Raw genomic sequence first — 25,150 nt, 5'->3', positions numbered from 1 at the left:
CGCGGCGCTTAAGGCCGCTTATCTCACAGCCATGGACAAACTCGAACAGTTTCTGACCCGGGCCGAAGCCGTGCTCGTCCGCCTCGAAGCAATGCTTCCGCCCGCTGCACCGGAGATCGACTGGTCGGCGGCAGTCGCCTTTCGCTGGCGCAAGCGCCAGGGGCGCGGCTACCTGCAGCCGGTTCCCGCCATTTCGTCGATCACGCTCGACGACCTGCAAAACATCGATCGCCAGAAAGGGTTGATCGAGCAGAACACGCTGCAGTTCGTGCGCAAGCAGCCGGCCAACAACGTGCTGCTGACGGGCGCGCGCGGCACTGGCAAGTCGTCGCTGATCAAGGCTTGCCTGAACGCCTATGCGAAAGACGGCCTGCGCCTGATCGAAGTGGATAAAGACGATCTGCACGATCTCGGCGACATCGTCGATCTGATCGCGCAGCGGCCGGAGCGCTTCGTGGTGTTCTGCGACGACCTGTCGTTCGAAGATGGGGAGTCGGGCTACAAGGCGCTGAAGGTTGCGCTCGACGGCTCGATCGCTGCGCAGTCGGACAACGTGTTGATCTACGCAACGTCCAATCGCCGCCATCTGTTGCCCGAGTACATGAGCGACAACGAGACGTACAAGCACACGTCCGACGGCGAGATTCATCCAGGCGAACTGGTCGAAGAAAAGATCTCGCTGTCCGAGCGTTTCGGGCTGTGGGTCAGCTTCTATCCGTTCAAGCAGGACGACTACCTGTCGATCATCGGCCACTGGCTGCGCCATTTCGGCTGCGACGACGCGGAAGTCGAAGCGGCGCGCGGTGATGCGCTGGTGTGGGCACTGGAGCGCGGGTCGCGCTCGGGGCGCGTCGCGTGGCAATTCGCTCGCGACTGGTCAGGACGGAAGACCCAGGCATGAGCGATGCGCAGAAGAACGTAGCTGGCCGCCCGGTGACGGAAGTCGCCGTCGGCGTGCTGATTCAGCCGGACGGACGCTATCTGCTGGCGCAGCGCCCGGCAGGCAAGCCGTACGAGGGGTACTGGGAGTTTCCGGGCGGCAAGCTGGAGGCGGGCGAGTCGGTCGAGGCCGCGCTAGCCCGCGAGCTGCACGAGGAGCTGGGTATCGACGTCAAGGCGAGCCATCTTTGGCATACGCTCGAACACGATTACCCGCACGCGTATGTGCGGCTGTTCTTCTGCAAGGTGACGCAGTGGTCCGGCGAACCACACGGCCGCGAAGGCCAGGCATTTGTGTGGCAGGCGCTGCCGGCGGATGTCTCGCCACTGTTGCCGGCGACGATTCCTGTGCTGGAATGGCTCGCAGCTGAGAAGAACTAGAGAAATGATCGGCGGTTTTAAACGGCGCTGCGTGAGCAGCGCCGTTTTGCTTTGATAGCAGCACGCCGTAGTGTGCGTCTGCAGCTTGCAGCGCTTAATGCGGGTTGTAATCCCCACCAGGCGATTCATCTGACGGCGTTTCTTCCTCTGTGCCGCCTATCTTGTACTTCTCAGCGGCCCAGGCGCCGAGATCGGTCTGCTTGCAGCGGTCAGAGCAGAACGGGCGGAAGCGGCTTTCTGGAGTCCAGCGGACATCCTTGCCGCAAGTGGGGCATTTGACGACGGTAGGCATACGGTCAGGCAGTCAATCGGAAACGGAACAAGTTATGAATATAGGGGCATTTTTCGCCGCTTTAAAGGCGCGGCCCCGCGATTCAGGTCTGCAGGGCCGGCGTTACAGGCTGCAAAGCGTGAGCTGGAACGGCACGTCGACATCCACCGCGCGCGGACGCAAATCGCCGTCCTGCACTGTGAATCGCACCCAGAGCATGTACTTGTTGGCGCTAGCCTCGGGGATCACCCGCAATTCAGGCGCCACCCGTACCTGCATCAACTGATATGAACGGCCTGACAGCATCTGCTGATAGCTGCCCTGCATTGCCATGACCTTGGACGCCTGACCCGATTCGCGCGCGAGGCGCAGCACGATGGTTGCCGCATCGCGCAACGGCAGCAGCGGCGTGACCCATTTGGCGATATCCTGCCGACGCTGATCGGGATGGATCTGCTGCCACGCGTAGTACGAGGGCAAATCAAACTTGCAGGTGCCGCCTGGGATGATCGCGCGGCTGCGGATGCTGGCGAGCCACTCGTTGTCTGCCAGATGCTGGCCGGTCTTGCCCTGCATCTGCGAAAGCCCCGACAAGGTTTGCTCGATTTCCCCTAGCACGGATTCCAGCGCGTTCTGCTCGATCCCCGGATTGCCGCGGAACGGCGCCAGGGTTTGCCGCTGGCGCTCGAGCTCCTTCATCAGATCGGACTTCAGATCCGCGCGACCCGCAACCTCTGAGATTTCGAACAACGTTGTCAGTGCGACGTGATGTTCCCTGGCGTCTTCCTGAGTCAGAAAGAACGTGAAGCGCTCGAACAGATCTTCGAGGCGCAATAGCGTCCGGATTCGCTCGTTGAAGGGATACTCGTAAAGGATCAAGCGGGCTCGCCTCGGGCGTGGTCGGTGACGGGAATGCAGAACATTCTAATGCCGTGAGACTACCCTAGCAATCACGCACTTTTTCAGCGCGCTTTCGCAACTTTTTTCACATGTTTCAGGCGGTTTGGCGCGTGCTTTGCGTGTGCCTGTCACGGCATGGCTGAGCAAACCTGGCAGCAAGCCACGTTCAGCGTATTCTCACGCGCCCGCTAGGGACAGATAGACGCGATGTTGCGCTTCGACCTGCGCCTTGAGTGCGTTGACCGGCGCGTTGTCGTTGTCGATGATGTCGTCCGCTGCGGCGAGGCGTGCTTCGCGCGTTGCCTGGCGGGCGATGATCGCCAGCACCTGTTCGCGGCTAAAGCCGTTGCGGCTCATCACTCGCGAGATTTGCGTCTCGACGCTGCAATCGACCGTCAGCACACGATTCACGCGAGTCTTCCAACTGCCCGACTCCACCAGCAGCGGTACCACGATGATCACGTACGGCCCTTGCGCCTCGCGCTGCTCGCGTTCGGTCTCCGCACGAATCAATGGATGCGTGATGCCTTCGAGGCGTTTGCGCGCGCCGTCGTCGCTGAACACCAGCGTGCGCATGCGGGCGCGGTCGAGCGAGCCGTCTGCCGCGATGAACGAAGCGCCGAACTCGGCGGCGATCTGCGGCATTGCGATGCCGTGCGGCGCCGTGATGCGGTGCGCAATCAGGTCCGTGTCGACCAGCGGCACGCCGTGCGCGGCGAACAGGTCAGCCACGGTCGATTTGCCGCTGCCGATGCCGCCGGTCAGTCCCACAGCAAACATGCTTCAGCCTCCCAACGCCAGATAAAGCGGTGTGCCGAGAAACAGCGTAACAGCACCGCCCGCTGCGAGAAACGGCCCGAACGGCAGCGGCTCAGAGAAGCGCATGCGGCCGCGCCACGTCGCCGCGAGCCCCACCACCGCGCCAGCGACCGCCGCGATTAACACGATCTGCGGCAGCGCTGCCCAGCCGAGCCATGCGCCGAGCGCAGCCAGCAGTTTGAAATCGCCATAACCCATCCCTTCTACGCCGCGTACCAGCCGGAACAGCCAATGCACGACCCACAGCACCAGATAGCCGAAGATCGCGCCCAGCACGGCATCGTGCAGGCTCGCGAACATGCCGTTGAAGTTGACGATCAAGCCGGCCCACAGGAGCGGCAGTGTCATGGAGTCAGGGAGCAAGTGGGTGTCGATATCGATCGCACTCATTGCGAGCAGCGCGGCGCATAGTCCGAAGGCGGCGAGCGCCATGCCGGTCGGCCCATACAGCGCGAGCGCCCCGGCCGCGAAGGCGGCGCTGGCGATTTCGAGCAGCGGGTAGCGCAGGCTTACGTGTGTCTTGCATGCGGAGCAGCGCCCGCGCAACAGCAGATAGCTCAGCACCGGCAGGTTCTCCCACGCGCTGAGCACATGGCCGCAGTGAGGGCACGCGCTGCGCGGCACCCACAGGTTGTAGCGGGCGGGCAAGCCGTCCTCTTCGAGCGCCTGTTCGGTGGCCTCGCTGACTTCCTCGCGCCACGCACGCTCCAGCATGATCGGCACCCGATGCACGACCACGTTCAGGAAACTGCCGATCACCAGACCGAACACGATCGCGAATGCAATCTGCAGGCCGCTGGGCAAGCTGCCGAACGCGAGGCCGAGACCGGTTGTGACGTGGCCGGACAGCAGGCCCGAAAACAGGCTGGAAGAAGTATCTGACACGAGCGGAAGGGTAGCCTGCATATAAAGGGTGGGATTCGGCTGCGATGCTACACCACGTTGCCGAGTTGAATAATGGGAAGATACATCGCGATCACCAGGCCACCGACCAGCGTACCCAGCACGATGATGACAAGCGGTTCGCACAGGCTCGAGAGCGTGCCGATCTTTTCGTCTACCTGACGATCGGCGAGCGACGCCACATCGATCAGCATCGTGTCGAGCGCCCCGGACTCCTCGGCGACCGCAACCGGCTGCACGACCTCCGGTGGAAAGCAGTGCGCCGCGCGCATCGCGGCGGCGAGCCGTTCGCCGCGCCGCAGCCGCGCGGCAATCTCCACGGTGGCGCGATCGAAGAAAGCGTTGCCGGTGGCGTGAGTCAGTGAATCGAACGCGTCCGCGAGCGGTGTGCCGGCCGACAGCAAGGTACCGAGTGCGCGGCTCCAGCGCGCCGCGCACAAGGTGCGTAGCAACGGACCGGCGACCGGCATTGTCAGTGATATGCGCGCGAAACGAATGCGCGCTGCTTCAGAACGTCGTAGCAGAAACGTCATAGCCGAGCTCGCGGCGAAAGTCATGACGATCAGAGGAATGCTCCAGCGCGCGGCACCCGCCGACAAAGCCAGCACGAACTGCGTGGGCGCGGGTAGTTTCGCGCCGAAGCCGTCGAAGATCTGCTTGAAAGTCGGTACGACCCACACCAGCAATGCGGCGGTTATTGCGACAGCAAGCAACAGGATCGCGACCGGATAGGTGAGCGCCGCGCGCACCTTGGCACGCTGCGCGGCGGCGCGTTCGCGGTCGTCCGCGATCCGGGCGAGAACGGTCGGCAGCGCGCCGGCTGCTTCGCCGACTTCGACAAGTTGACAGTACAGCGCGTTGAACTGCGCCGGATGCCGCTGCAACGCTGCGGAGAAGCGCAGGCCACCGGTGATATCGCGTGCCAGCGCGCCGACGATCCGCGGCATGCCTTGCCGGCGCGAACCATCCGCTTGCGCCAGCAGTTCCAGCGAGGGTGCGAGTGGTAAGCCGGCACGCAGCAGACTGGCGAGCTGCCTGGTGAACACCGTGACGTCGGTGGTGCGCGTTCGAGGGCGTGGCGCTGGCCCGCGTGCCGCGAGTTCGACAATGAACAGCTTTTCGCGCTTGAGTATGGCTCGTGCGGTGCTGACATCCGGCGCAATGAGCGCGCCAGTTTTCTGTACGCCGTCGGCATCGACGCCGCGCCACTTGAAGCGCATCTCGGCCGCGGGCGGTGGGTTAGTCGTCGCTGTGCTCATGCGACCTCGGTGGCAGCCAGCGCCTCGGCCAGGCTCGTCGTGCCGTCGCATACACGCGCCAGGGCCGCGTCGCGCAAGGTGGCAACCTGTTCGGTTTGCGCGAGCCGGGCCAGTTCATGGGTGCCTGCACGTGCCACGATCAACTCGCGCATCGCATCGGATACAGGCATCACCTGATGAACCCCGACGCGGCCGCGGTAGCCGATGCCGTGGCAGGCTTCGCATCCGATGGCTGCGAAAGGGTGCCAACTGTCGAGGTGATCGTCAGTGAAGCCCGCTGCTCGCAGCGCCGCTGCCGATTGCGGCGCGGGCGCGCGGCACGCCACGCAGAGCCGCCGCACCAGCCGTTGCGCCGTCACCATCCTTAGCGCAGCGGCCAGGTTGTACGGCTCGACGCCGATGTCGATCAGGCGTGCGACGGCAGCTGGCGCGTCGTTCGTATGCAAGGTGGACAGCACCAGGTGACCGGTTTGCGCTGCCTTCACGGCAACATCGGCGGTTTCGTCGTCGCGGATTTCTCCGACCATGATCACATCGGGGTCCTGACGGAGAAATGCACGCAGCGCCACCGCGAACGTCAGGCCGGCCTTTTCGCGCACGCTCACCTGATTGATACCCGCCAGTTGAATCTCCGCCGGATCCTCTACCGAGCACAGATTGCGCGCCTCGTCGTTGAGCATGTGCAGGAAGCAATATAGCGACAGCGTCTTGCCGCTGCCGGTGGGGCCAGTGACGAGCACGAGGCCGTGCGGAGCGCGAATCGCGGCATCGACGGCTTCACGTTGCTGTGGATCGAGGCCGAGCGAGTCGAGCGACAGATCGGTGGGTAACGCGTCGAGCCTTCGCAGCACCAGCTTTTCACCGAACAACGTAGGCAGCGAGTTGACACGATAGTCTTCGACGCGGCCAGGCGACGTGGCAATCCGCAGCCGGCCGTCTTGCGGTACGCGCCGCTCGGCGATATCCATGCGCGCCAACACTTTCACACGCGTGATGAACGCGTCGCGCAGATGCGCGGGAGGCTGAGGGATTTCATGCAGTACGCCGTCGATGCGCAAGCGCACGCGCCAGCCATGCTCCGCCGGTTCGACGTGCAGGTCCGACGCATTCCGGCGGGTTGCCTCCAGCAACGTGTCGGTTAACAGGCGTACGGCAGGAGCATTGTCAGAGTCGGCGAGATTCGCGCTGGGGTTGCTACTAACACTGGCATTGGCGTTCGCTGCAAAGGTGTTATGCCTGAGTTTGACTGGGCTTTCGCCATCGACGACGACAGGCCGCAACGACGCCGTGCGTTGAAAAGAATCTTGCATGAGAGACCGGTGATGAGCCGCCTGTAGAACACGACGACTTCATCATCCGGTAAGGCCGCGGGCACCACCATTCAGCCAATCGGCTAATGGCGCGCGTTGCGCCGATGTGCGACGCTGTGCGGCGTGCAAGGCTTAACCGCGGGCAGCCTTGATAGCTTTCGCGCCCGTGCGAACGGGCGGTTTGAACAGCTTGACGGTGCGGATCGCCTGGTCGTCGCTGCGCATCACTTCGAGTTTCACCTCGCCGATCTGCACGCAGACGTCGCCGTCCGGAATCTCTTCGAGAATCTCGAGGATCAGGCCGTTGAGCGTTTTCGGTCCGTCGGTCGGCAGCGTGAGATGCAGCCAGCGGTTCAGTTCGCGCAGCGGCATGCTGCCCGCCACGATACATTCGCCATTCTCGTTCCAGCCGCCGCGCGAATTGGCGCTACGCGGAATCGATGTAGTGAATTCGCCGATCAGTTCTTCGATGATGTCTTCCGGCGTGACCAGCCCTTGCAACTCGCCGTATTCGTTCACGACCAGCGCCGTGCGGTGACGGCTTTCCTGGAAGTACTGTAGTTGCTGGAATACCGGTGTGCCGCTCGGCACGAAATACGGCTCGGCCAGCAACTCGCGCAATGTCTCGCGCTCCAGTTCCTGGTTGTGCAGCGCAGCCAGCGTCTTGCGCACGTGGAGCACGCCGAGCACTCGGTCGATGTCGCCTTGATAGACGATCAGCTTGTTGTGATAACAGGTTTCCAGCTGATGCAGGATCTGTTCGAACGGCGCGTCGAAGTCGAGCGCTTCGATGCGGCGGCGCGGGATCATCACGTCGTCGACGGAGATGTTCTCGAGATCGAACAGGTTTAACAGAATGCTGCGGTGCTTGGTCGGCATGAAGCTGCCTGATTCGAGCACGATGGTGCGCAGCTCTTCGGTGGAAAGCCGCTGATCGTGCGCGCCTTTGGTATTGATATGCAGCACGCGCAAGATCGTGTTCGCGAACAGATTGACGAACCAGACGAGCGGCCTGCCGATGCGCATCATCGGCGCGATCAGCAGGCTGGCCGGCAGGGCGATCTTCTCGGGGAACGTCGCGCCGACGATCTTCGGCGTGATTTCCGCGAACACGATAATCAGAAACGCGACGATGCCGGTCGCGATCGACAGCACCACATTGTTATGGCCGAAGGTGTGCAGCGCGATCGAGGTGGTGAGCACTGGGATGATCGTGTTGAACAGATTGTTGCCGATCAGGACCACGCTCAACAACTGGTCGGTGTGCGCGAGTAAGCCTTGAGTGGTCCTCGCACCGAGCGCATTCTGATTGGCAAGGTGTTTCAGGCGATGGCGGTTGATCGCCATCATCGCCGTTTCGGAAATCGAAAAGAAGCTGGAGCAGATAAGCAGCAGAAAGACGGCGCCGATCTGCGCCCATAAGGGAAGTTGTTCCACGCGTTGTGAAGGATAGGGGACGGGATGGAGAGAATATAGCAGAGGGGCTGGGCGAGCCGCCTCCGCGGATGGTCTATGACGTTTGGGGCAAATCGTACGGAGCGGTAAGGCGTCGGTGCGGTGCAGAAAATCGCGGCCCAAAACAAAAAACCGCCAAGCAAGCTGGGCGGTTTTTCGAGCCTTGAACTAACAAGGCAAATCTGGTCGGGGTGAGAGGATTCGAACCTCCGGCCTCTACGTCCCGAACGTAGCGCTCTACCAGGCTAAGCTACACCCCGATCTGTACTGCTGGACTCTTACGGTGTTTCAGTCTCGTTCAAGACTGTCTTGCCGTCGAGTAAGAACATAATTCTAGCAGGCTATCTTTGAAAATGGAATCCGGAAATGAAGAAATTGCTGCAGCTGCGGCCATCGCTTCCTGCTTCGCGCACTCGAGTGTGTGATCCAGTGCGCCGGAACGCGTGATCGCCTCGAAAATGGTGTCGAACCGATCGGTGCCGCCTTGCTCGATGGCTTCCCGCGCGAGTGCCGACTGCTCGGGCGTGCCGCGTTCGATCAGATAGATCAGCGGAAGCGTGGGTTTGCCTTCGCGCAGATCGTCGCCGGCGTTCTTGCCCATCGATTCAGCCGTGCCCGTGTAGTCGAGCCAGTCGTCCATGATCTGGAACGCGGTGCCGATGCGGCGGCCGAATTCCGCGGCAGCGGCTTCGGTCTTCGCGTCCGAACCGGCCAGCACCGCGCCGAGCTGGGCTGCAGCTTCGAACAGCTTGGCGGTTTTGTAGCGGATCACCTGCATGTAGCGCGCTTCGTCCACGTCGGCGTCGTGCATGTTCAGCAGCTGCAGCACTTCGCCCTCGGAGATGATGTTGGTCGCCTCCGACAGAATTTCCATCACGCGCATCTTGCCCACGCCGACCATCATCTGGAACGAGCGGGAGTAGAGAAAATCGCCGACCAGCACGCTCGCAGCGTTGCCGAACAGCGCATTGGCGGTCTGGCGGCCGCGCCGCAGATCGGATTCGTCGACCACGTCGTCGTGCAGCAGAGTGGCCGTGTGGATGAATTCCACTACCGCGGCGAGTTCGTGCCGATGGCCGGTGGTTTCGCCCAGCGCGCCCGCCACCAGCAGCAGGAGCGCGGGCCGTAGCCGTTTGCCCCCAGCGCTGATGATGTACTCGGAGATCTGATTGATCAGCATCACGTCGGACGCCAGACGGTGCCGTATGACGCGATTGACCTGCTGCATGTCTTCGGCGATCGGAGCGAGCAGGCTGGCGGCGTTGGAGGAGGGGGTGGCAGTCGACGACATGATGGCTGAATTGGGTAGTGCCGCGAATTATAAGGCGAATCGCGACAGTTCCGGGTCGCAGGCTGCGGCACGGCGCGACGGAGGCAACGGCCAGGCCGTGTGCCGGGGCTGGACGGCAAGGCGCCGGGCGGTGCGCGCGGCGACTCTCAATGAGTTTTGACCGAGCAGCTAACTCTATGTATAATCACGGGTTTCCGCGCGCGGTGCGTGGGAAAAATGAACACAGAGTGAGGTTCTCAATGTACGCGGTCATAAAAACCGGTGGCAAGCAGTATAAAGTTGCCGTCGGCGAAAAACTTAAAGTAGAACAGATACCGGCAGACATTGACGCTGAAATCACGCTCGACCAGGTTCTCGCAGTGGGCGAAGGCGAATCGATTAAGTTCGGTACGCCGCTGGTCAGTGGGGCTTCCGTCAAGGCTACCGTCGTGTCGCAAGGTCGTCACGCAAAAGTGACCATCTTCAAGATGCGTCGCCGGAAGCACTACCAGAAGCATGGCGGCCACCGCCAGAACTATACCGAACTGCGCATCGACGCGATCAACGCGTAAGCGCAACGGTTAAGGAGCAAATCAAATGGCACACAAAAAGGCAGGCGGATCATCCCGCAACGGCCGCGACTCTGAATCGAAGCGTCTCGGCGTCAAGGTCTACGGCGGTCAAGCCATCAACGCTGGCGGCATCATCGTTCGCCAACGTGGCACGCGTATGCACCCGGGCGAAAACGTCGGTATCGGCAAGGATCACACCTTGTTCGCGCTGACGGACGGCCACGTCAATTTCTCGACGAAGGGCGCAGCGAAGAAGCACATGGTCAACGTCGTCCCGGCAGCAGTCTGAGTTTAATCAGGCACGGGCTTCAGGACCGGAAAAAGGCCCCGCGAAGTTCGCGGGGCTTTTTTTATTGCAGCGCTTTTTGTCCGAAGAATTGACGGATTGCATTGCCAAATCGGCGCGGTTAGCCGATCGGCTGATTGCCCACCGTACGGCGAGCGCGGCAAAATAGCAGCATCTGAAAGCATTAACCCAGCAGCACCATGTAGCAGCACACCACGGGACGGAGTTACGCATGAAGTTCATTGACGAAGCGAGGATTGAAGTCATCGCCGGCGACGGAGGGGATGGCAGCGCGTCGATGCGCCGCGAGAAATTCGTTCCGTTCGGCGGCCCGGATGGCGGCGACGGCGGCCGGGGCGGCAGCGTGATCGCGGTCGCGGACCGCAACATCAACACGCTGATCGACTACCGCTACGCGAAAAAACATTTGGCGCGCAACGGCGAAAACGGCCGCGGCGCGGACTGCTACGGCAAGGGCGGCGACGACATCACGCTGCGCATGCCGGTCGGCACGACTATCACCGATATGGAAACCGGCGAGATGATCGCCGATCTGACCGAGCACAACCAGAGTGTGCAAATCGCGCAGGGCGGTGCGGGCGGTCTCGGTAACCTGCATTTCAAATCCAGTACGAACCGCGCGCCGCGCCAGAAAACCGACGGCAAGCCCGGCGAGCGCCGCATGGTGCGCCTCGAATTGAAGGTGCTGGCCGACGTCGGTCTGCTCGGCATGCCGAACGCCGGCAAGTCCACCTTCATCTCATCGGTGTCGAACGCGCGGCCGAAGATCGCCGATTACCCGTTCACGACGCTCGCGCCGAATCTCGGCGTGGTGCGTGTCGGGCCGAGCCGCAGCTTCGTGATTGCCGACATTCCTGGCCTGATCGAAGGCGCAGCGGAAGGCGCAGGCCTCGGTCACCAGTTCCTGCGCCACTTGCAGCGCACCGGCTTGCTGTTGCATATCGTCGACCTCGCACCGTTCGACGAAGCCGTTGATCCCGTCGCGGAAGCCAAGGCGATTGTCAACGAGCTGCGCAAGTATGACGAGCTGCTCTATGAGAAACCCCGCTGGCTGGTACTCAACAAGCTCGACATGGTGCCCGAAGACGAGCGCGAAGCGCGCGTGTCGGCATTCCTTGAAGGCTATGGTTGGGAGGGCCCGGTGTTCGAAATCTCGGCGCTGACCGGTCAGGGCTGCGAAAGTCTTTGCTACGCCGTGTATGACCACATCGCCGCGCATTCGGACGCGCAGCGCGCGGCCGAAGCCGAAGATCTCGCTGCTGACGTGCGTTTCCGCGCAAAGCCGGAAGCGCCGGCCGCTGCGCCGGACGACTCGAGCGTCGACCCGCAGTAATAACAAGCCTGAGCGCCGGCGCCTGCACGGGCGGCCGGCATGCATCACGCGTCATCTTGGGAGACCGCGCACAATGCGTTCCGTCATCGCAGATTCACGGCGATTGGTAGTGAAAGTCGGCTCGAGCCTCGTTACGAATGACGGGCGGGGCCTCGATCATGCTGCGATCGGCCGCTGGGCCGCGCAGATTGCCGCACTGCGCTCGCAGGGCAAGGAAGTGGTGCTGGTCAGTTCGGGCGCTATTGCCGAAGGGATGCAGCGGCTCGGCTGGACCAAGCGGCCACGCGAAATCGACGAATTGCAGGCGGCCGCAGCTGTCGGTCAAATGGGTCTCGCGCAAGTCTACGAAAGCCGCTTTGCCGAGCATTCGATCCAGACCGCGCAGATTCTGCTGACCCACGCCGATCTGGCCGACCGCGAACGCTATCTCAATGCGCGTTCCACGTTGCTGACGCTGCTGCGTCTGGGCGTTGTGCCGATCATCAACGAGAACGACACCGTCGTTACCGACGAAATCAAGTTCGGCGACAACGACACGCTAGGCGCCCTGGTCGCCAATCTGATCGAAGGCGACGCGCTTATCATCCTCACCGATCAGCAGGGGCTTTTCACCGCCGACCCGCGCAAGGATCCGAACGCAACGCTCGTTCAGCAGGCCGACGCCGGTGCGCCGGAGCTCGAAGCAATGGCGGGCGGCGCGGGTTCGAGCCTGGGCCGCGGCGGCATGCTGACCAAGATTCTTGCCGCTAAACGCGCGGCGCACAGCGGCGCCAATACGGTGATCGCGAGCGGACGAGAAGCGGACGTGTTGTCACGGCTCGCCTCGGGTGAGGCGATCGGCACGCAGTTGATCGCGCGCACGGCACGCATGGCGGCGCGCAAGCAATGGATGGCCGATCACTTGCAGGTTCGCGGCCACGTGGTGATCGACGACGGCGCAGTCCAAAAACTGACCGAAGGCGGCAAGAGCTTGCTGCCGATCGGCATCGTCGGCGTGCAGGGCGCGTTTGCGCGCGGCGAAGTGATTGCTTGCCTGAGCGCGGCAGGGCGCGAAGTAGCGCGCGGCCTGACGAACTATAGCAGCGCGGAAACCAAGTTGATCCAGCGGCGTCCGAGTGGCGACATTGAATCGGTGCTCGGCTATATGCTGGAGCCTGAGGTGATTCACCGCGACAACCTTGTGCTGGTCTGACTCCCGAGCAGGATTCGCACGACAAAAAAAAGCCGTTCCAGCGTGAGCTGAAACGGCTTTTTCACATTCGCGGCGGCTTCCACATTCGAAGAAGTCCGCTCGCGAAAACTGCTTTAGTGAACCAGTGAGGTCTGCGTGCGCTTGTAGCGGATGTTCTCGACAATCTGCTTGGCGTTGCCCGTGGGTATCTTGTTCGCGCACAGGTAATCCTGATACAGCGCTGCCTGATAGGCGTTCAGCGCGCCATTCTCGATGCGCCTGAAGTCGTTGGCGACGGTTTGATCCCAGCCGTCGTGATCGGCGTTCAGCCCGGCGTACTGGCGCCATTCATACGTATCGCAGCGAATCCCTTCGTAGTTCACGTTGCGCGCTCCGCTCGGGCTCGTTACGACGACGGTGTAGCGCACCACGCCGTCGGTGCCGACGCTAAGCGAATTTTTATCGATCGCGAACTGCAGCGGCGTGTTGCCGGAAACATCGAAGGGCAGCAGATTCGACGCTTGCGGCAGCGGCGGCAAGGTGTCCACCTTGTTCTCAACCCAGTTGCTCGGCCGGTCCAGCAGATAGGCAAACGCGCTGTCGTCTTTATTGGTAGGTTTGCCGGCGCTCGAACATCCAGCCAGCAGGGCGCCAGTGGCGACGCACGCCACGACGAGAGCAAGTGCTTTCAATATGGTTTCCTCGAAACACTGGTGCGGCTCATCGAGCCGCACCAGCAGAGGCGGCGTGGACAGCCGCACAGAATTGTTAATTGCGCACGCCAGGGCGGAACAGCGCGCCGGCGGTTTCGCGCTCCGATTCGTCTTCGTGTTCCGACGCGGAGCCAACTTCGGCAACCGACCCGGAGCCCGGACCGCAATCAGACGCGATCGTCGTGTGAATCGACGTTTCGATGGTGAGTGTGGTCACCGAGGTGGTGACCGTCATCATCGTCGAATCCGGCGGACTTTCCATTGACGACGCTATCCGGGGATAACGCGGCCCATGGTGCCCGCCAGGTTTTTCCGCACGCGGCGCAGCCCGGCGCATGAAACGGGATAGTTCCGTCAGCGCCAACTGATACACATCCCGCTTGAACTCGATCACACAGTCGAGCGGCACCCAGTACTCGTTCCAACGCCACGCATCGAACTCAGGGTGGTCGGTGGCGCGCAAGCAAATGTCGCAATCGCGTCCAACCATCCGGAGCAAAAACCAGATTTGTTTCTGGCCGCGGTAATGACCGCGTACTTCGCGCTTGATGAACTTGTCAGGCACCTCGTAACGCAACCAGTCGCGCGTGCGACCGATCACCTTGACGTGCTCAGGAAGCAGCCCGGTTTCTTCGTGTAACTCCCGATACATCGCTTGCACGGGGGTCTCTCCGTACTTGATGCCCCCTTGCGGAAACTGCCAGGAATGTTCACGGAGCCGTTTGCCCCAAAACACCTCGTTGTGCGCGTTCAAGAGGATGATGCCGACGTTCGGGCGAAAGCCTTCACGATCCAGCATACAACCACCTTCGAATCCTTTAAAATTGCTTTGATTATAAACAGATAACGGCCCCGACGCACCGATTCGCACCAGATTGGAACGATTCGCCGCAAAAGGCCCGCGTTTGCGGTAGCCTGTCAGTCTTTCCGTGCCTTATCCCTTGCTGCAAAGGCTTTGCGCGGCGGCTTCGGCGCCGCGATCGGGCCGGTTTTGCCGGGGTTTTGCCTGGTATGCGCAGGCCGTTTGCCGGGTCTGAACCGGATTTCTGGTCAGACTTTGGCCGGATATGCGGCGAGTCTGTGCCGGCGCGAGGCCGGGCCTGTGTCGGTTTCCCCACCGTTTTCACCTTTCGGGCGGTCCCTCCGGAGCCGCCGCTTTTGGAAAATCTGAATGAAAGCTTCCCGTTTCTTTATCGGCACACTGAAAGAAGCGCCCGCCGACGCCGAGATCGTCAGCCACAAGCTCATGGTGCGCGCCGGCATGATCCGCCGCGTTGCCGGTGGCATCTATAACTACCTGCCCATCGGCCTGCGTTCGATCCGCAAGGTGGAAGCCATCGTGCGCGAGGAAATGAACCGGGCAGGCGCGATCGAACTGTTGATGCCTTCGGTGCAGCCGGCTGAACTGTGGCAGGAATCGGGCCGTTGGGAAAAATACGGCCCCGAGCTGCTGCGCTTCAAGGATCGCAAGCAATCCGATTTCGTGCTCGGACCGACCCATGAAGAAGTGGTCACGGACATCGCGCGCGGTCAGATCAAGAGCTACCGCCAGTTGCCGGTGAACTTCTATCAGGTCCAGACGAAGTTCCGCGACGAGATCCGGCCGCGTTTCGGCGTGATGCGTGGCCGCGAATTCATCATGAAAGACGCGTACTCGTTCGACAAAGACGCGGAAGGCCTGCGCGAGTCGTATCGCAAGATGTACGACGCGTACGTGCGCATCTTCACGCGCCTCGGTCTGGATTTCCGCGCAGTGGCAGCGGACAACGGTTCGATCGGCGGCAGCGGTTCGCATGAATTCCACGTGATCGCCGACACCGGTGAAGACGCGATCGCGTATTGCCCGACCTCGGAGTTCGCCGCGAACGTTGAGGCGGCCGAAGCGTTGCCGCTGTACGCCGAACGCGCAGCGCCGACCGAAGAGATGAAGAAGACCGCAACGCCGGGCAAAGCAAAGTGCGAGGCCGTGGCCGAGCTGCTGAATATCCCGCTCGAGCGCACCATCAAGTCGATCATCCTCGCCACGGAAAACGAAGGCGCCGAACCGACCATCTGGTTGCTGATGCTGCGCGGCGATCACGAGCTGAACGAGATCAAGGCAAGCAAGCTGCCGGGTCTGGCGGACTTCCGCATGGCAACTGAAGCCGAGATTATCGAGACCTTCGGCACGCCGCCGGGTTACCTCGGTCCGATCAACACGAAGAAGCCGATCAAGGTCATCGCGGATCGCACGGTCGCCAACATGAGCGACTTCGTGGTGGGCACGAACGAAGTGGATTACCACACCACAGGCGTGAACTGGGGCCGCGATCTGCCGGAGCCGGTTGTCGCCGATATCCGCAATGTGAAGAAGGGCGATCCGTCGCCGGACGGCAAGGGCGTGATCGATATCTGCCGCGGCATCGAAGTCGGCCACGTGTTCCAGCTCGGCAAGAAATACTCGGAAGCGATGAACGCCACCTGTCTCGACGAGAACGGCAAGCCGCAGCCGATGGAAATGGGCTGCTACGGCATCGGCATCACGCGTATTCTGGGCGCGGCGATCGAACAGAATTTCGACGACAAGGGCATCATCTGGCCGGAGTCGATCGCACCGTTCGAGGTTGTGCTGTGCCCGATGGGTTACGACCGCAGCGAAGCCGTGCGTGAGCAGGCCGACAAGCTGTACGCGGAGCTGGTCGAAGCCGGTATCGACGTGATCCTCGACGATCGCGGCGAACGTCCTGGCGTGATGTTCGCCGACTGGGAACTGATCGGCGTGCCGCATCGTCTGGTGATCGGCGATCGTGGTCTCAAGGACGGCAAGCTCGAGTATCAAGGCCGCCGCGACGCTGAAGCGACGCTGCTGCCGGTCGAAGACGCCGCCCAAACGGTGATCGGCAAGGTTCGCGCAGCATTGGCGCAATAAGCGGAGCGGACGGTGGAGTACACCTTTGTATCTGCGACCGTCCTGCTGATTCTGATCACTGATCCGCTAGGCAATATTCCGCTCTTTATCAGTTGCCTGCGGAGCGTATCGCCCAAGCGGCGCACGATCGTCATTCTCCGTGAGGTGGCGATCGCCTTCGCGATCCTGCTGGTCTTCATGGTGGTCGGCGATCGCTTCCTGCGCATGATGAGTCTGACCGACCAGTCTTTGCGCATCGGTGGCGGGATTGTGCTGTTTCTGATTGCACTCAGGATGGTGTTTCCGCATCCTGACGGCCCGTTCGGCGGCGATACGCGCGGCGGTGAGCCGCTCATCGTGCCGCTCGCCATTCCGGCACTGGCGGGCCCGTCGGCGCTGGCCACAGTGATGCTGCTGACGTCGCAGGCGCCCGGCAAGATGTTCGAGTGGATCGGTGCGCTGACCGTCACGATGATCGTCTGCGCGATCGTGCTGATGCTGGCGGAGCGCATTCAGGCGTGGCTCGGCGAGCGCGCGATGATGGCCTTTGAACGGCTGATGGGATTGGTGCTGGTGGCGATCTCAGTCGAAATGATGCTCGGCGGTATCCGCTCTTTTGTGCATCAACTCTGAGTGAGGTCCGGTGCGGGCTTCAGCACAGTAGCGCGGCAGCGCTATCACCAGCCTGACAAACAAAAAGCGGCCCGTGGGCCGCTTTTTTTACGCCGGTGCGCGCCGTAAATGGCGCCGCCAAAACAACCTGGGTTTAAGTTAAGCCCCTTCGGTCAACGCCCGAATGGTCGGCAGGTTGCGCCAGTAGCCCTTGGCGTCCATTCCGCAACCGAACACGTAGCGGTCCGGCACTTCGAAACCACAGTAATCCGGGCGCAGCGGCTTGGCCTTCGGAATGATCTTCTCGCACAGCACCGCGCTCAGGAAGCGCTTCGCGCCCATCGCGAGGATGCGGTCGCGGATCGCGGCCATCGTCTCGCCTTCGTCGAGGATGTCGTCGAGCACCAGCACGACGCGATCCTTCACCGACTCAGCCGGCGCTACGCGCCACTGCATCTCGTTGCCACCCTTGGTGGTGTTGCGATAGCGGGTCAGGTGGATGTAATCGAACTCGAGCGGGAAATCGAGGTGCGGCAGCAGCATGCCGGTGAACACCGCCGCGCCGCCCATCACCGACAGTACGAGCGGGAAGTCCTTGCTCATCTCGTTGCGGATGGCGGCAGCCATGCCGCTGATCGACGCGTTGACGTCGTCGGCCGAAACGATTTCTTCGGAGTGGCTAAAAATATGGAGAGCTTCTTCGCGGTTCATGACGTCTGACGGACGGTAACTGTATACATAGTGTGGGTGAGAACGACGGCGTGCGGTACAGAATAAACCCGCACAAATTCCGAGTCAGCCGCGCGTGCCGTTGTTTATGCACGGAAGCACGCGCGCCGCCGTCTTGCTAAAGCTTAGCGCATGCCGGGCATCATGCCCTTCATGCCGCGCATCATCTTTTGCAGATTGCCGCCCTTCAGCTTTTTCATCATCGTGCGCATCTGGTCGTACTGATTCAGCATGCGGTTGACTTCCTGCACCTGCACGCCTGCGCCCGCGGCAATGCGGCGCTTCCGGGTGGCCTTGATCAGATCGGGCTTGGCGCGCTCGAGCGGCGTCATCGAGTTGATGATGCCTTCCATGCGGCGCATCTGCTTTTCGGCCTGGCCCATGTCAGCGCCGGCGGCGGCCTGCTGGAACTGAGCCGGCAGTTTGTCCATCAGCGACGACAGGCCGCCCATGCCCTTCATCTGGGTGAGCTGCGCGCGGAAATCGTTGAGGTCGAAGTCGCCGCCTTTCTTGACCTTGTCGGCGAGCTTCTGCGCGGCCTGAACGTCCACGCCGCGCTGCGCTTCTTCGACGAGGGCGAGAATGTCGCCCATGCCGAGAATCCGGTTCGCCATGCGATCCGGGTAGAAAATTTCGAGGCCATCGAGCTTTTCGGCGACGCCGACGAACTTGATCGGCTTGCCCGTCACGTGACGCACGGAGAGCGCCGCGCCGCCGCGTGAATCGCCGTCGAGCTTGGTGAGGACGACGCCGGTGAGCGGCAATGCGTCGCTAAAGGCCTTCGCGGTGTTGACCGCATCCTGGCCGAGCATCGCGTCGACGACGAATAGCGTTTCCGCCGGTTTCAGCGTGCTGTGCAGCGCGGCGATTTCGGCCATCATCGCTTCGTCGATACCCAGACGGCCGGCCGTGTCGACCAGCAGCACGTCGTGGTAGTGGCGCTTGGCCCAATCCACTGCGGCGATCGCGATATCCACCGGCTTCTGATCCGGTTCCGACGGGAAGAAATCCGCGCCGACCTGCTCGGTCACCGTCTTCAACTGCGCAATAGCAGCCGGGCGGTAGACGTCGCACGAAACGGTGAGGACCTTCTTCTTGTATTTCTCGCGCAGGAGTTTGGCGAGCTTGCCGACCGTGGTCGTCTTACCGGCGCCTTGCAGACCCGCCATCAGGATGACGGCCGGCGGCGTGACGGCGAGATTCAGCTCGACCGCCTTGCCCTCATAGTCGCCGCCGATGATCGCGGTCAGCTCGCGCTGCACCACGCCGACCAGCGCCTGACCCGGGGACAGGCTGCTGATCACCTCCTCGCCGAGCGCTTTTTCCTTCACCTTGGCGATGAACTCGCGCACGACGGGCAGCGCCACGTCCGCCTCGAGGAGCGCGAGGCGCACTTCGCGCAGCATTTCCTGGGTGTTCGCCTCGGTGAGCCGGGCTTCGCCGCGCAGCGTCTTGACGACGCGCGCCATCCGTTGAGTCAGATTGTCGAGCATGGGGAGCGATGAACTGTGCGGCCGGAGCGGGGCGCGAAGCGGGAGACGTCGCGGAGCAGGGGCCTAGTGTAAACTTCGAATATGGATATTGTACTGTATGCCCTCACTGCGCTCCTCTACGGCGGTCTAGCCGTGGCCGGCTGGCGCTCGCACCGGCACGCCGCCTTGCGCCCCATGCTCGAGAGTGTGCCGCCGGTGCCCGTCTCCGCGGGCATCCCGGCCTCATCGGCCGCTTCGGGCATGAGCAGCTCGGGCCGCGCGCTGCTGTTTGTCGCGCTGCTGGCCCACGGCGTGCTGCTGCACACCACCATCTTTCCCCAGAACGCGATGGTGTTCGGTTTCGCGTTCGCGCTGTCGGCGATGTTCTGGCTCGGCGCCGGCATCTACTGGATCGAGAGCTTTTTCTTTCCGCTCGACGGCTTGCGCCTGCTGGTGTTGCCGCTCGCCTGCGTCGCATCTTTATTGCCGCTGGCGTTCAATGGCGTGCGCGTGCTGCCGTATTCAGCCGCGCCGATGTTCAAGCTGCACTTCCTGATCGCCAATATCGCGTACGGCCTGTTCGCGATCGCGGCGCTGCACGCGGTTCTGATGCTGCTGGTCGAGCGGCGTCTGCATGCCATGCGCGGCGGCATGTCGCAACGCAACGCGGCTGCGGCGGGCAACGGCTGGCTGTCGAGCTGGCTCGACACCTTGCCGCCGCTGCTGACACTTGAAAAGCTGCTGTTCCGTCTGATCGGCGCCGGCTTCGTGCTGCTCACGCTGACGCTGGTATCGGGCATCCTGTTCAGCGAGCAACTGGTGGACCGCGCCTTGCGGCTCGATCACAAGACCGTGTTCGCGATTCTTTCCTGGGTGATGTTCGGCGCGCTGCTGACCGCGCGCAAGGTTTCCGGCTGGCGCGGCCGTGCGGCATTGCGCTGGGTGCTGGCGTCGTTCGTCGCGCTGTTGCTGGCGTACGTCGGCAGCCGTTTCGTATTCGAGGTGCTGTTGCACCGTGCTGTAGTGTGAGTGTCCTGCTATGCGACAAATTTTTCTGCTGATCCTGTTGTTCATCGTTGGCCAATGGCTGGTCAAGGCGCTGCGTCGTCACGACGCGCAAGCGTCGCAACGCACTGGCGCCGCGGGCGCCGGCGGTGCAAGAGGCCAGAGCGGTCCGAATGGCGGCGCGCGTGGGCCCGATGCGCCGCAAGCGCAGCCCCAGCTCGCCGAGCCGATGATCCGTTGCGCCGAGTGCGGCGTGCACGCGCCGAAGAGCGACTCCGTGGTGGTGGCGGGGCAGCCTTTCTGCAGCACCGCGCACGCGCAGCGTCATGGCGCGCGTCCCTCGGGCCGCGACGCTCGATGAGCGTCGAGTTCACCGTCGACGCCGACGGTTGGGTCACCGCAGCACACAAGCTGCCATCGCCGAATTTCGAAGCGCGGCCCGAAGGGGCCGTGCCGACGCTCATCGTCGTCCACAACATCAGCCTGCCGCCCAATGAGTTTGGCGGCACGGCGATCGCCGAACTGTTCCTGAATACCCTCGACTGCGACGCTCACCCGTACTACGACACGCATCTGCGCGGCGTGCGGGTGTCGGCGCATTTCGTGATTCATCGCGACGGAGCGCTCGAGCAATTTGTGTCCTGCAACGAGCGGGCATGGCACGCCGGACCGTCGAATTTTTTCGGCCGCGAGCGCTGCAACGATTTCTCGATCGGCATCGAGCTGGAGGGCAGTGATACGACTGCTTTCGAAGCGGCGCAATACCGCACGCTCGGTGCACTTGTGACGGCGCTCAAGGCCCGCTATCCGGTCGAGGGCCTCGCCGGTCACTCGGACATCGCCCCCGGTCGCAAGACCGATCCAGGGCCGCATTTCGAGTGGCAGCGTCTGCAGCGCGATACCGCGTTGGCGGATCAGTACTTCCCCTATCTCAAGTTTTCCAAAACGCTGTAACGACCCTTCGCGCAACCTCGCGTGATGCGAGGAGAACAAGGCGCTGCCTTGTTCTCCGGGGAGTCGGCTTCGCGTCGCGCTATGCAAAAGTCAAGCCTTTGAAAGCAAATAAAACGATTTGACCTGTCTTGAAACTACACTATACTTGGTGCCAGAAATTCAGTTTCGCACTATATCTTGTGTTCGGTGTGTATAACTCTGTGCATAACTGAGTGCATAAGTCTGCGGCGCCCCGCTCCCCGAGCACGGCGCCGCAAGCATTCCGGGCAGCGATAAAAATTCCTGCGGCGTGGCCGGTCGAGAGAAGCGGCAGCGTCCAGAAACATTCAGGAAAAGGGCATAGCAAGTGATCGCGACACACATGGTGAAGACCGTTATCAATTCGAATCAGGCTTCACCGCTGTCGCATCCCGCCACCCGGCTCAGCCGGCCTTTTTCCTGCACCCCATCGCTTGCGCACGCGGCGGCGCAGCGTTCGTTTTAATCCGCGGCTATCTCCGCAACATTTCCAAGACCAGGAGCTTTGCACATGCAAACCACCGACAACGCGACGACCCGGTACGAGGGTTCACCGGCTGGCCAGACCTTCGGCCAGACACAAGGCGCCCAGGCGCTCGCGCCGCAAGTGACCTACGCCGACTACAAGGTGATCCGTCGTAACGGCAGCGTGGTGTCGTTCGAGCCGTCGAAAATCGCCATCGCCGTGACGAAGGCATTTCTGGCCGTCAACGGTGGTCAAGGCGCGGCGTCGGCTCGCGTGCGCGAACTGGTCGAGCAACTCACGCAGAACGTGGTGCGCGCACTCGTGCGCAGCCGTCCGAACGGCGGCACGTTCCATATCGAAGACATCCAGGATCAGGTTGAACTCGCGCTGATGCGCGGCGGCGAGCACAACGTCGCGCGTGCGTACGTGCTGTATCGCGAGAAGCGCACCCAGGCGCGCGGTCATGACGACCAGATCGTCGCCAACACGCCGGGTCTGAACGTCACCGACAACGGCGTGACGCGTCCGCTCGACATGGCTGCGCTGCGCGGCATCATCGAACTGGCTTGCTCGAACCTCGGCGACGCCGTGAATGCCGATCCGATCATCGCGGAAACGGTGAAGAATCTGTACGACGGCGTGCCGATGAGCCAGGTCTACGACTCGGCAATTCTGGCTGCCCGCACGATGATCGAAAAGGATCCGGCTTATAGCCAGGTCACCGCACGCATCCTGCTACACACGATCCGCCGCGAGATCCTCGAAGAGGAAGTCACGCAGACGGAAATGGCCGACCGCTATGCCGAGTACTTCCCGCAATTCATCAAGCGCGGCATCGGCGCCGGCCTGCTCGACGACAAGCTCCAGCAGTTCGACCTGAAGCGCTTGGGCGCCGCGCTCGACAACAGCCGCGACCTGCAGTTCGGCTACCTCGGTCTGCAAACGCTGTATGACCGCTACTTCCTGCATCACGACGGCGTGCGCATCGAAATGCCGCAGGCATTCTTTATGCGTGTCGCAATGGGCCTGTCGCTGAACGAGATCGACCGCGAAGCGCGCGCCATCGAGTTCTACAACATCCTGTCGAGCTTCGACTTCATGTCGTCCACGCCGACGCTGTTCAACTCGGGCACGCATCGCTCGCAACTGTCGTCGTGCTACCTGACCACGGTCGACGACGACCTCGACGGCATCTACGAAGCGCTGAAGGAAAACGCGCTGCTGTCGAAATTCGCCGGCGGTCTGGGCAACGACTGGACGCGCGTGCGCGCTCTGGGTTCGCACATCAAGGGCACCAATGGCAAGTCGCAAGGCGTCGTGCCGTTCCTGAAGGTCGTCAACGACACGGCTGTCGCTGTGAACCAGGGCGGCAAGCGCAAGGGCGCGGTCTGCGCGTACCTGGAAACGTGGCACCTGGACATCGAAGAATTCCTCGAGCTGCGTAAGAACACCGGCGACGACCGTCGCCGCACCCACGACATGAACACGGCGAACTGGATTCCCGACCTGTTCATGAAGCGTGTGCACGAAGGCGGCGACTGGACGCTGTTCTCGCCGTCCACTTGCCCGGACCTGCACGACAAGTTCGGCGCCGAATTCGAAACGGCTTACACGGCTTACGAAGACAAGGTCGCGCGCGGCGAGATCAAGCTGTTCAAGAAGATCCCGGCGGCGCAACTGTGGCGCAAGATGCTGGGCATGCTGTTCGAAACCGGCCACCCGTGGATCACGTTCAAGGATCCGTGCAATGTGCGTTCGCCGCAACAGCACGTCGGTGTCGTCCACTCGTCGAACCTGTGCACGGAAATCACGCTGAACACCAGCGACGCCGAAATCGCCGTCTGTAACCTGGGCTCCGTGAACCTCGTCGCTCACCTGAAGGAGCAGGCCGACGGCACCCTGGCGCTCGACCACGACAAGCTGAAGCGCACCGTCAGCGTCGCGATGCGCATGCTCGACAACGTGATCGACATCAATTACTACGCGGTCGCCAAGGCGCGTAACTCGAACCTGAAGCACCGTCCGGTCGGCCTGGGCATCATGGGCTTCCAGGACTGCCTGCACCTGCTGCGCACGCCGTACGCGTCGCAAGAGGCAGTTGCGTTCGCCGATACGTCGATGGAAGCGGTCTGCTACTACGCTTACTACGCGTCGACCGAACTGGCGCAGGAACGCGGCCGTTACTCCAGCTACCGCGGCTCGCTGTGGGATCGCGGCATCCTCCCGCAAGACTCGGTGAAGCTGCTGGCCGAAGCACGAGGCGGTTATGTCGAAGTCGATTCGAGCGAATCGATGGACTGGACTGAGCTGCGTTCGCGTATCGCCACCTACGGCATGCGCAACTCGAACTGCGTCGCCATCGCACCGACGGCGACCATCTCGAACATCATTGGCGTGTCGGCCTGTATCGAACCGACGTTCCAGAACCTGTATGTGAAGTCGAATCTGTCGGGCGAATTCACGGTGGTCAACGACTACCTGGTGCGCGACCTGAAGGAACGCGGTCTGTGGGACGAAGTGATGGTCGCCGACCTGAAGTACTTCGACGGCACGCTGTCGCGCATCGACCGCATCCCGGCCGACCTGCGCGCGATCTACGCGACCGCGTTCGAACTCGATCCGGTATGGCTGGTCGAGGCGGCTTCGCGTCGTCAGAAGTGGATCGACCAGGCGCAGTCGCTGAACATTTACATGGGCGGCGCGTCGGGTAAGAAGCTCGACGAGATCTACAAGCTCGCTTGGGTGCGCGGTCTGAAGACGACCTACTACCTCCGCACGATGGCGGCGACGCACGTCGAGAAGTCGACGGTGGCGCACGGCGCACTGAACGCAGTGAGCTCGGGTGGCGGCGAAGGATCGGGCGGTGCGGGTGGTGTCGGCGGCGCGGCCGGTGGCTTCGGCGCGAGCGGCGGTGCAGCTTCGGGCGGCATCCAGGTCGCGGCGGCAGCGCCGGCAGTTGCAGTCGAAGCAGCGCCGGAAGCAGATGGTCCGGTGTGCATGATGCGTCCGGGCGATCCTGGTTTCGACGAGTGCGAAGCTTGCCAGTAAGAAGCCTCGCAACTACCGGGTAAGCACGAAGCAGGCGGCAGGATCGCCGCTTGCTAAACGGGTTGTAGGTAAAGACCCGAATGCAGCGATCAGCAAGCTTGATAGAAGTGATGCATAAGCGAAGCAGGCGAGCGGCGCAGCGAAACGAAATCGACGTTGCGCCGCTCATCGAAAAGCAGCGAAGCACGGCAAGCAACTGAAGTCGTGAAGCGGCAGACAAGCAGCAGGCAAGCAGCAGGCAAGCGCTAAGCAAGTAGTAGATGACGCAGTCAGCAGTCGGCAGCACAGACGAAGCGCTCGACATGAAGCGCTCAGCAAACGCTCCGGTCGAAGGTCGATCGACACAGCCGGTCAGA

The 25,150-nt window shown here is 62.3% G+C and carries 24 protein-coding genes and 1 tRNA gene; 12 read left to right on the top strand and 13 right to left on the bottom strand.

Translation table 11 applies throughout. The features are described from left to right. The first annotated feature begins 31 nt into the window (after positions 1-31). The gene (locus KHO33_RS20555; protein ID WP_200567357.1) at positions 32-901 is read left to right on the top strand and encodes an ATP-binding protein; all 870 of its coding nucleotides are present in this window, start codon (positions 32-34) and stop codon (positions 899-901) included. Then, positions 898-1,320 (top strand): NUDIX domain-containing protein, encoded by a 423-nt coding sequence (locus tag KHO33_RS20550; RefSeq protein WP_054040765.1) that lies wholly within the window; start codon positions 898-900, stop codon positions 1,318-1,320. Before KHO33_RS20555 ends, KHO33_RS20550 begins: the two co-directional genes overlap by 4 nt. Positions 1,321-1,414: 94 nt before the next feature. Here the strand turns inward: KHO33_RS20550 and KHO33_RS20545 are convergent, their stop codons facing one another. The 9 genes from KHO33_RS20545 to KHO33_RS20505 all read right to left on the bottom strand — a co-directional run bounded on the left by KHO33_RS20545 (position 1,415) and on the right by KHO33_RS20505 (position 9,528). Then, positions 1,415-1,612: a DNA gyrase inhibitor YacG gene (locus KHO33_RS20545; RefSeq protein WP_093645243.1), complete on the bottom strand. Its 198-nt coding sequence runs from the start codon at positions 1,610-1,612 to the stop codon at positions 1,415-1,417. A 102-nt stretch (positions 1,613-1,714) separates the two neighbouring features. Continuing rightward, entirely contained in the window at positions 1,715-2,470 is a 756-nt protein-coding gene (gene zapD / locus KHO33_RS20540; RefSeq protein ID WP_054040764.1) for a cell division protein ZapD, read from the bottom strand. 198 nt (positions 2,471-2,668) lie between these two features. Then, the gene (gene coaE / locus KHO33_RS20535) at positions 2,669-3,271 is read right to left on the bottom strand and encodes a dephospho-CoA kinase (protein ID WP_054040763.1); all 603 of its coding nucleotides are present in this window, start codon (positions 3,269-3,271) and stop codon (positions 2,669-2,671) included. Positions 3,272-3,274: 3 nt separating this feature from the next. After that, positions 3,275-4,216: a prepilin peptidase gene (locus KHO33_RS20530; protein ID WP_054040760.1), complete on the bottom strand. Its 942-nt coding sequence runs from the start codon at positions 4,214-4,216 to the stop codon at positions 3,275-3,277. A 26-nt stretch (positions 4,217-4,242) separates the two neighbouring features. Beyond that, a complete protein-coding gene (locus KHO33_RS20525) occupies positions 4,243-5,472 on the bottom strand; it encodes a type II secretion system F family protein (protein ID WP_200567358.1) in 1,230 nt (409 codons plus the stop codon). Further along, complete coding sequence (locus KHO33_RS20520) at positions 5,469-6,782, bottom strand: GspE/PulE family protein (RefSeq protein WP_200567359.1); 1,314 nt, start codon at positions 6,780-6,782, stop codon at positions 5,469-5,471. The genes KHO33_RS20525 and KHO33_RS20520 overlap by 4 nt, the downstream gene beginning before the upstream one ends. Positions 6,783-6,914: 132 nt before the next feature. Further along, a complete protein-coding gene (locus tag KHO33_RS20515) occupies positions 6,915-8,219 on the bottom strand; it encodes an HlyC/CorC family transporter (RefSeq protein WP_200567360.1) in 1,305 nt (434 codons plus the stop codon). A 201-nt stretch (positions 8,220-8,420) separates the two neighbouring features. Further along, positions 8,421-8,497: transfer RNA gene (locus tag KHO33_RS20510), tRNA-Pro, on the bottom strand. A 38-nt stretch (positions 8,498-8,535) separates the two neighbouring features. Beyond that, complete coding sequence (locus KHO33_RS20505) at positions 8,536-9,528, bottom strand: polyprenyl synthetase family protein (protein WP_054040757.1); 993 nt, start codon at positions 9,526-9,528, stop codon at positions 8,536-8,538. A 239-nt stretch (positions 9,529-9,767) separates the two neighbouring features. Between KHO33_RS20505 and rplU the strand changes: the two genes are divergently transcribed. From rplU to proB, 4 genes are all read left to right on the top strand, one after another. Next, complete coding sequence (gene rplU, locus KHO33_RS20500; RefSeq protein ID WP_007180329.1) at positions 9,768-10,079, top strand: 50S ribosomal protein L21; 312 nt, start codon at positions 9,768-9,770, stop codon at positions 10,077-10,079. Between the two features lie 25 nt (positions 10,080-10,104). After that, the gene (gene rpmA, locus KHO33_RS20495) at positions 10,105-10,368 is read left to right on the top strand and encodes a 50S ribosomal protein L27 (protein WP_007180330.1); all 264 of its coding nucleotides are present in this window, start codon (positions 10,105-10,107) and stop codon (positions 10,366-10,368) included. A gap of 229 nt (positions 10,369-10,597) precedes the next feature. After that, positions 10,598-11,719, top strand: coding sequence for an Obg family GTPase CgtA (gene cgtA / locus KHO33_RS20490; RefSeq protein WP_200567361.1), 1,122 nt, complete (start codon positions 10,598-10,600; stop codon positions 11,717-11,719). A gap of 73 nt (positions 11,720-11,792) precedes the next feature. Further along, positions 11,793-12,911: a glutamate 5-kinase gene (proB, locus tag KHO33_RS20485; protein WP_200567362.1), complete on the top strand. Its 1,119-nt coding sequence runs from the start codon at positions 11,793-11,795 to the stop codon at positions 12,909-12,911. Positions 12,912-13,024: 113 nt separating this feature from the next. On the opposite strand, the gene KHO33_RS20480 is transcribed toward proB, so the two are convergent. Both KHO33_RS20480 and KHO33_RS20475 read right to left on the bottom strand, forming a co-directional pair. Next, a complete protein-coding gene (locus KHO33_RS20480) occupies positions 13,025-13,582 on the bottom strand; it encodes a CNP1-like family protein (RefSeq protein ID WP_054040809.1) in 558 nt (185 codons plus the stop codon). A 76-nt stretch (positions 13,583-13,658) separates the two neighbouring features. Beyond that, positions 13,659-14,402, bottom strand: a complete 744-nt coding sequence (locus KHO33_RS20475; protein ID WP_054040751.1) for an RNA pyrophosphohydrolase — start codon at positions 14,400-14,402, stop codon at positions 13,659-13,661. A 372-nt stretch (positions 14,403-14,774) separates the two neighbouring features. Here KHO33_RS20475 and KHO33_RS20470 point away from each other — a divergent pair, with 372 nt between their 5' ends. Together KHO33_RS20470 and KHO33_RS20465 are read left to right on the top strand one after the other, a co-directional pair. Next, positions 14,775-16,511, top strand: a complete 1,737-nt coding sequence (locus KHO33_RS20470) for a proline--tRNA ligase (protein WP_200567363.1) — start codon at positions 14,775-14,777, stop codon at positions 16,509-16,511. Positions 16,512-16,523: 12 nt separating this feature from the next. Continuing rightward, the gene (locus tag KHO33_RS20465) at positions 16,524-17,123 is read left to right on the top strand and encodes a MarC family protein (protein ID WP_054040747.1); all 600 of its coding nucleotides are present in this window, start codon (positions 16,524-16,526) and stop codon (positions 17,121-17,123) included. 138 nt (positions 17,124-17,261) lie between these two features. Here the strand turns inward: KHO33_RS20465 and KHO33_RS20460 are convergent, their stop codons facing one another. Continuing rightward, positions 17,262-17,813, bottom strand: coding sequence for a hypoxanthine-guanine phosphoribosyltransferase (locus KHO33_RS20460; protein WP_200567364.1), 552 nt, complete (start codon positions 17,811-17,813; stop codon positions 17,262-17,264). A 143-nt stretch (positions 17,814-17,956) separates the two neighbouring features. After that, positions 17,957-19,324: a signal recognition particle protein gene (gene ffh, locus KHO33_RS20455; RefSeq protein ID WP_200567365.1), complete on the bottom strand. Its 1,368-nt coding sequence runs from the start codon at positions 19,322-19,324 to the stop codon at positions 17,957-17,959. A gap of 81 nt (positions 19,325-19,405) precedes the next feature. Here ffh and KHO33_RS20450 point away from each other — a divergent pair, with 81 nt between their 5' ends. The 4 genes from KHO33_RS20450 (at position 19,406) to KHO33_RS20435 (ending at position 24,794) form a co-directional block, all read left to right on the top strand. After that, positions 19,406-20,332 (top strand): cytochrome C assembly family protein, encoded by a 927-nt coding sequence (locus tag KHO33_RS20450; RefSeq protein ID WP_054040745.1) that lies wholly within the window; start codon positions 19,406-19,408, stop codon positions 20,330-20,332. A gap of 10 nt (positions 20,333-20,342) precedes the next feature. After that, positions 20,343-20,669, top strand: coding sequence for a PP0621 family protein (locus KHO33_RS20445; protein ID WP_054040743.1), 327 nt, complete (start codon positions 20,343-20,345; stop codon positions 20,667-20,669). Continuing rightward, a complete protein-coding gene (gene ampD / locus KHO33_RS20440; RefSeq protein ID WP_200567366.1) occupies positions 20,666-21,262 on the top strand; it encodes a 1,6-anhydro-N-acetylmuramyl-L-alanine amidase AmpD in 597 nt (198 codons plus the stop codon). The genes KHO33_RS20445 and ampD overlap by 4 nt, the downstream gene beginning before the upstream one ends. Before the next feature lie 529 nt (positions 21,263-21,791). Continuing rightward, positions 21,792-24,794, top strand: coding sequence for a ribonucleoside-diphosphate reductase subunit alpha (locus KHO33_RS20435; protein ID WP_200567367.1), 3,003 nt, complete (start codon positions 21,792-21,794; stop codon positions 24,792-24,794). Positions 24,795-25,150 lie beyond the last annotated feature (356 nt).

This window comes from Paraburkholderia nemoris (assembly GCF_905221015.1).
GTDB classification, from domain to species: Bacteria; Pseudomonadota; Gammaproteobacteria; order Burkholderiales; family Burkholderiaceae; genus Paraburkholderia; species Paraburkholderia nemoris.
Note: the sequence above shows the minus strand (reverse complement) of the source record. Positions and strands in the feature narration are given on the sequence as shown.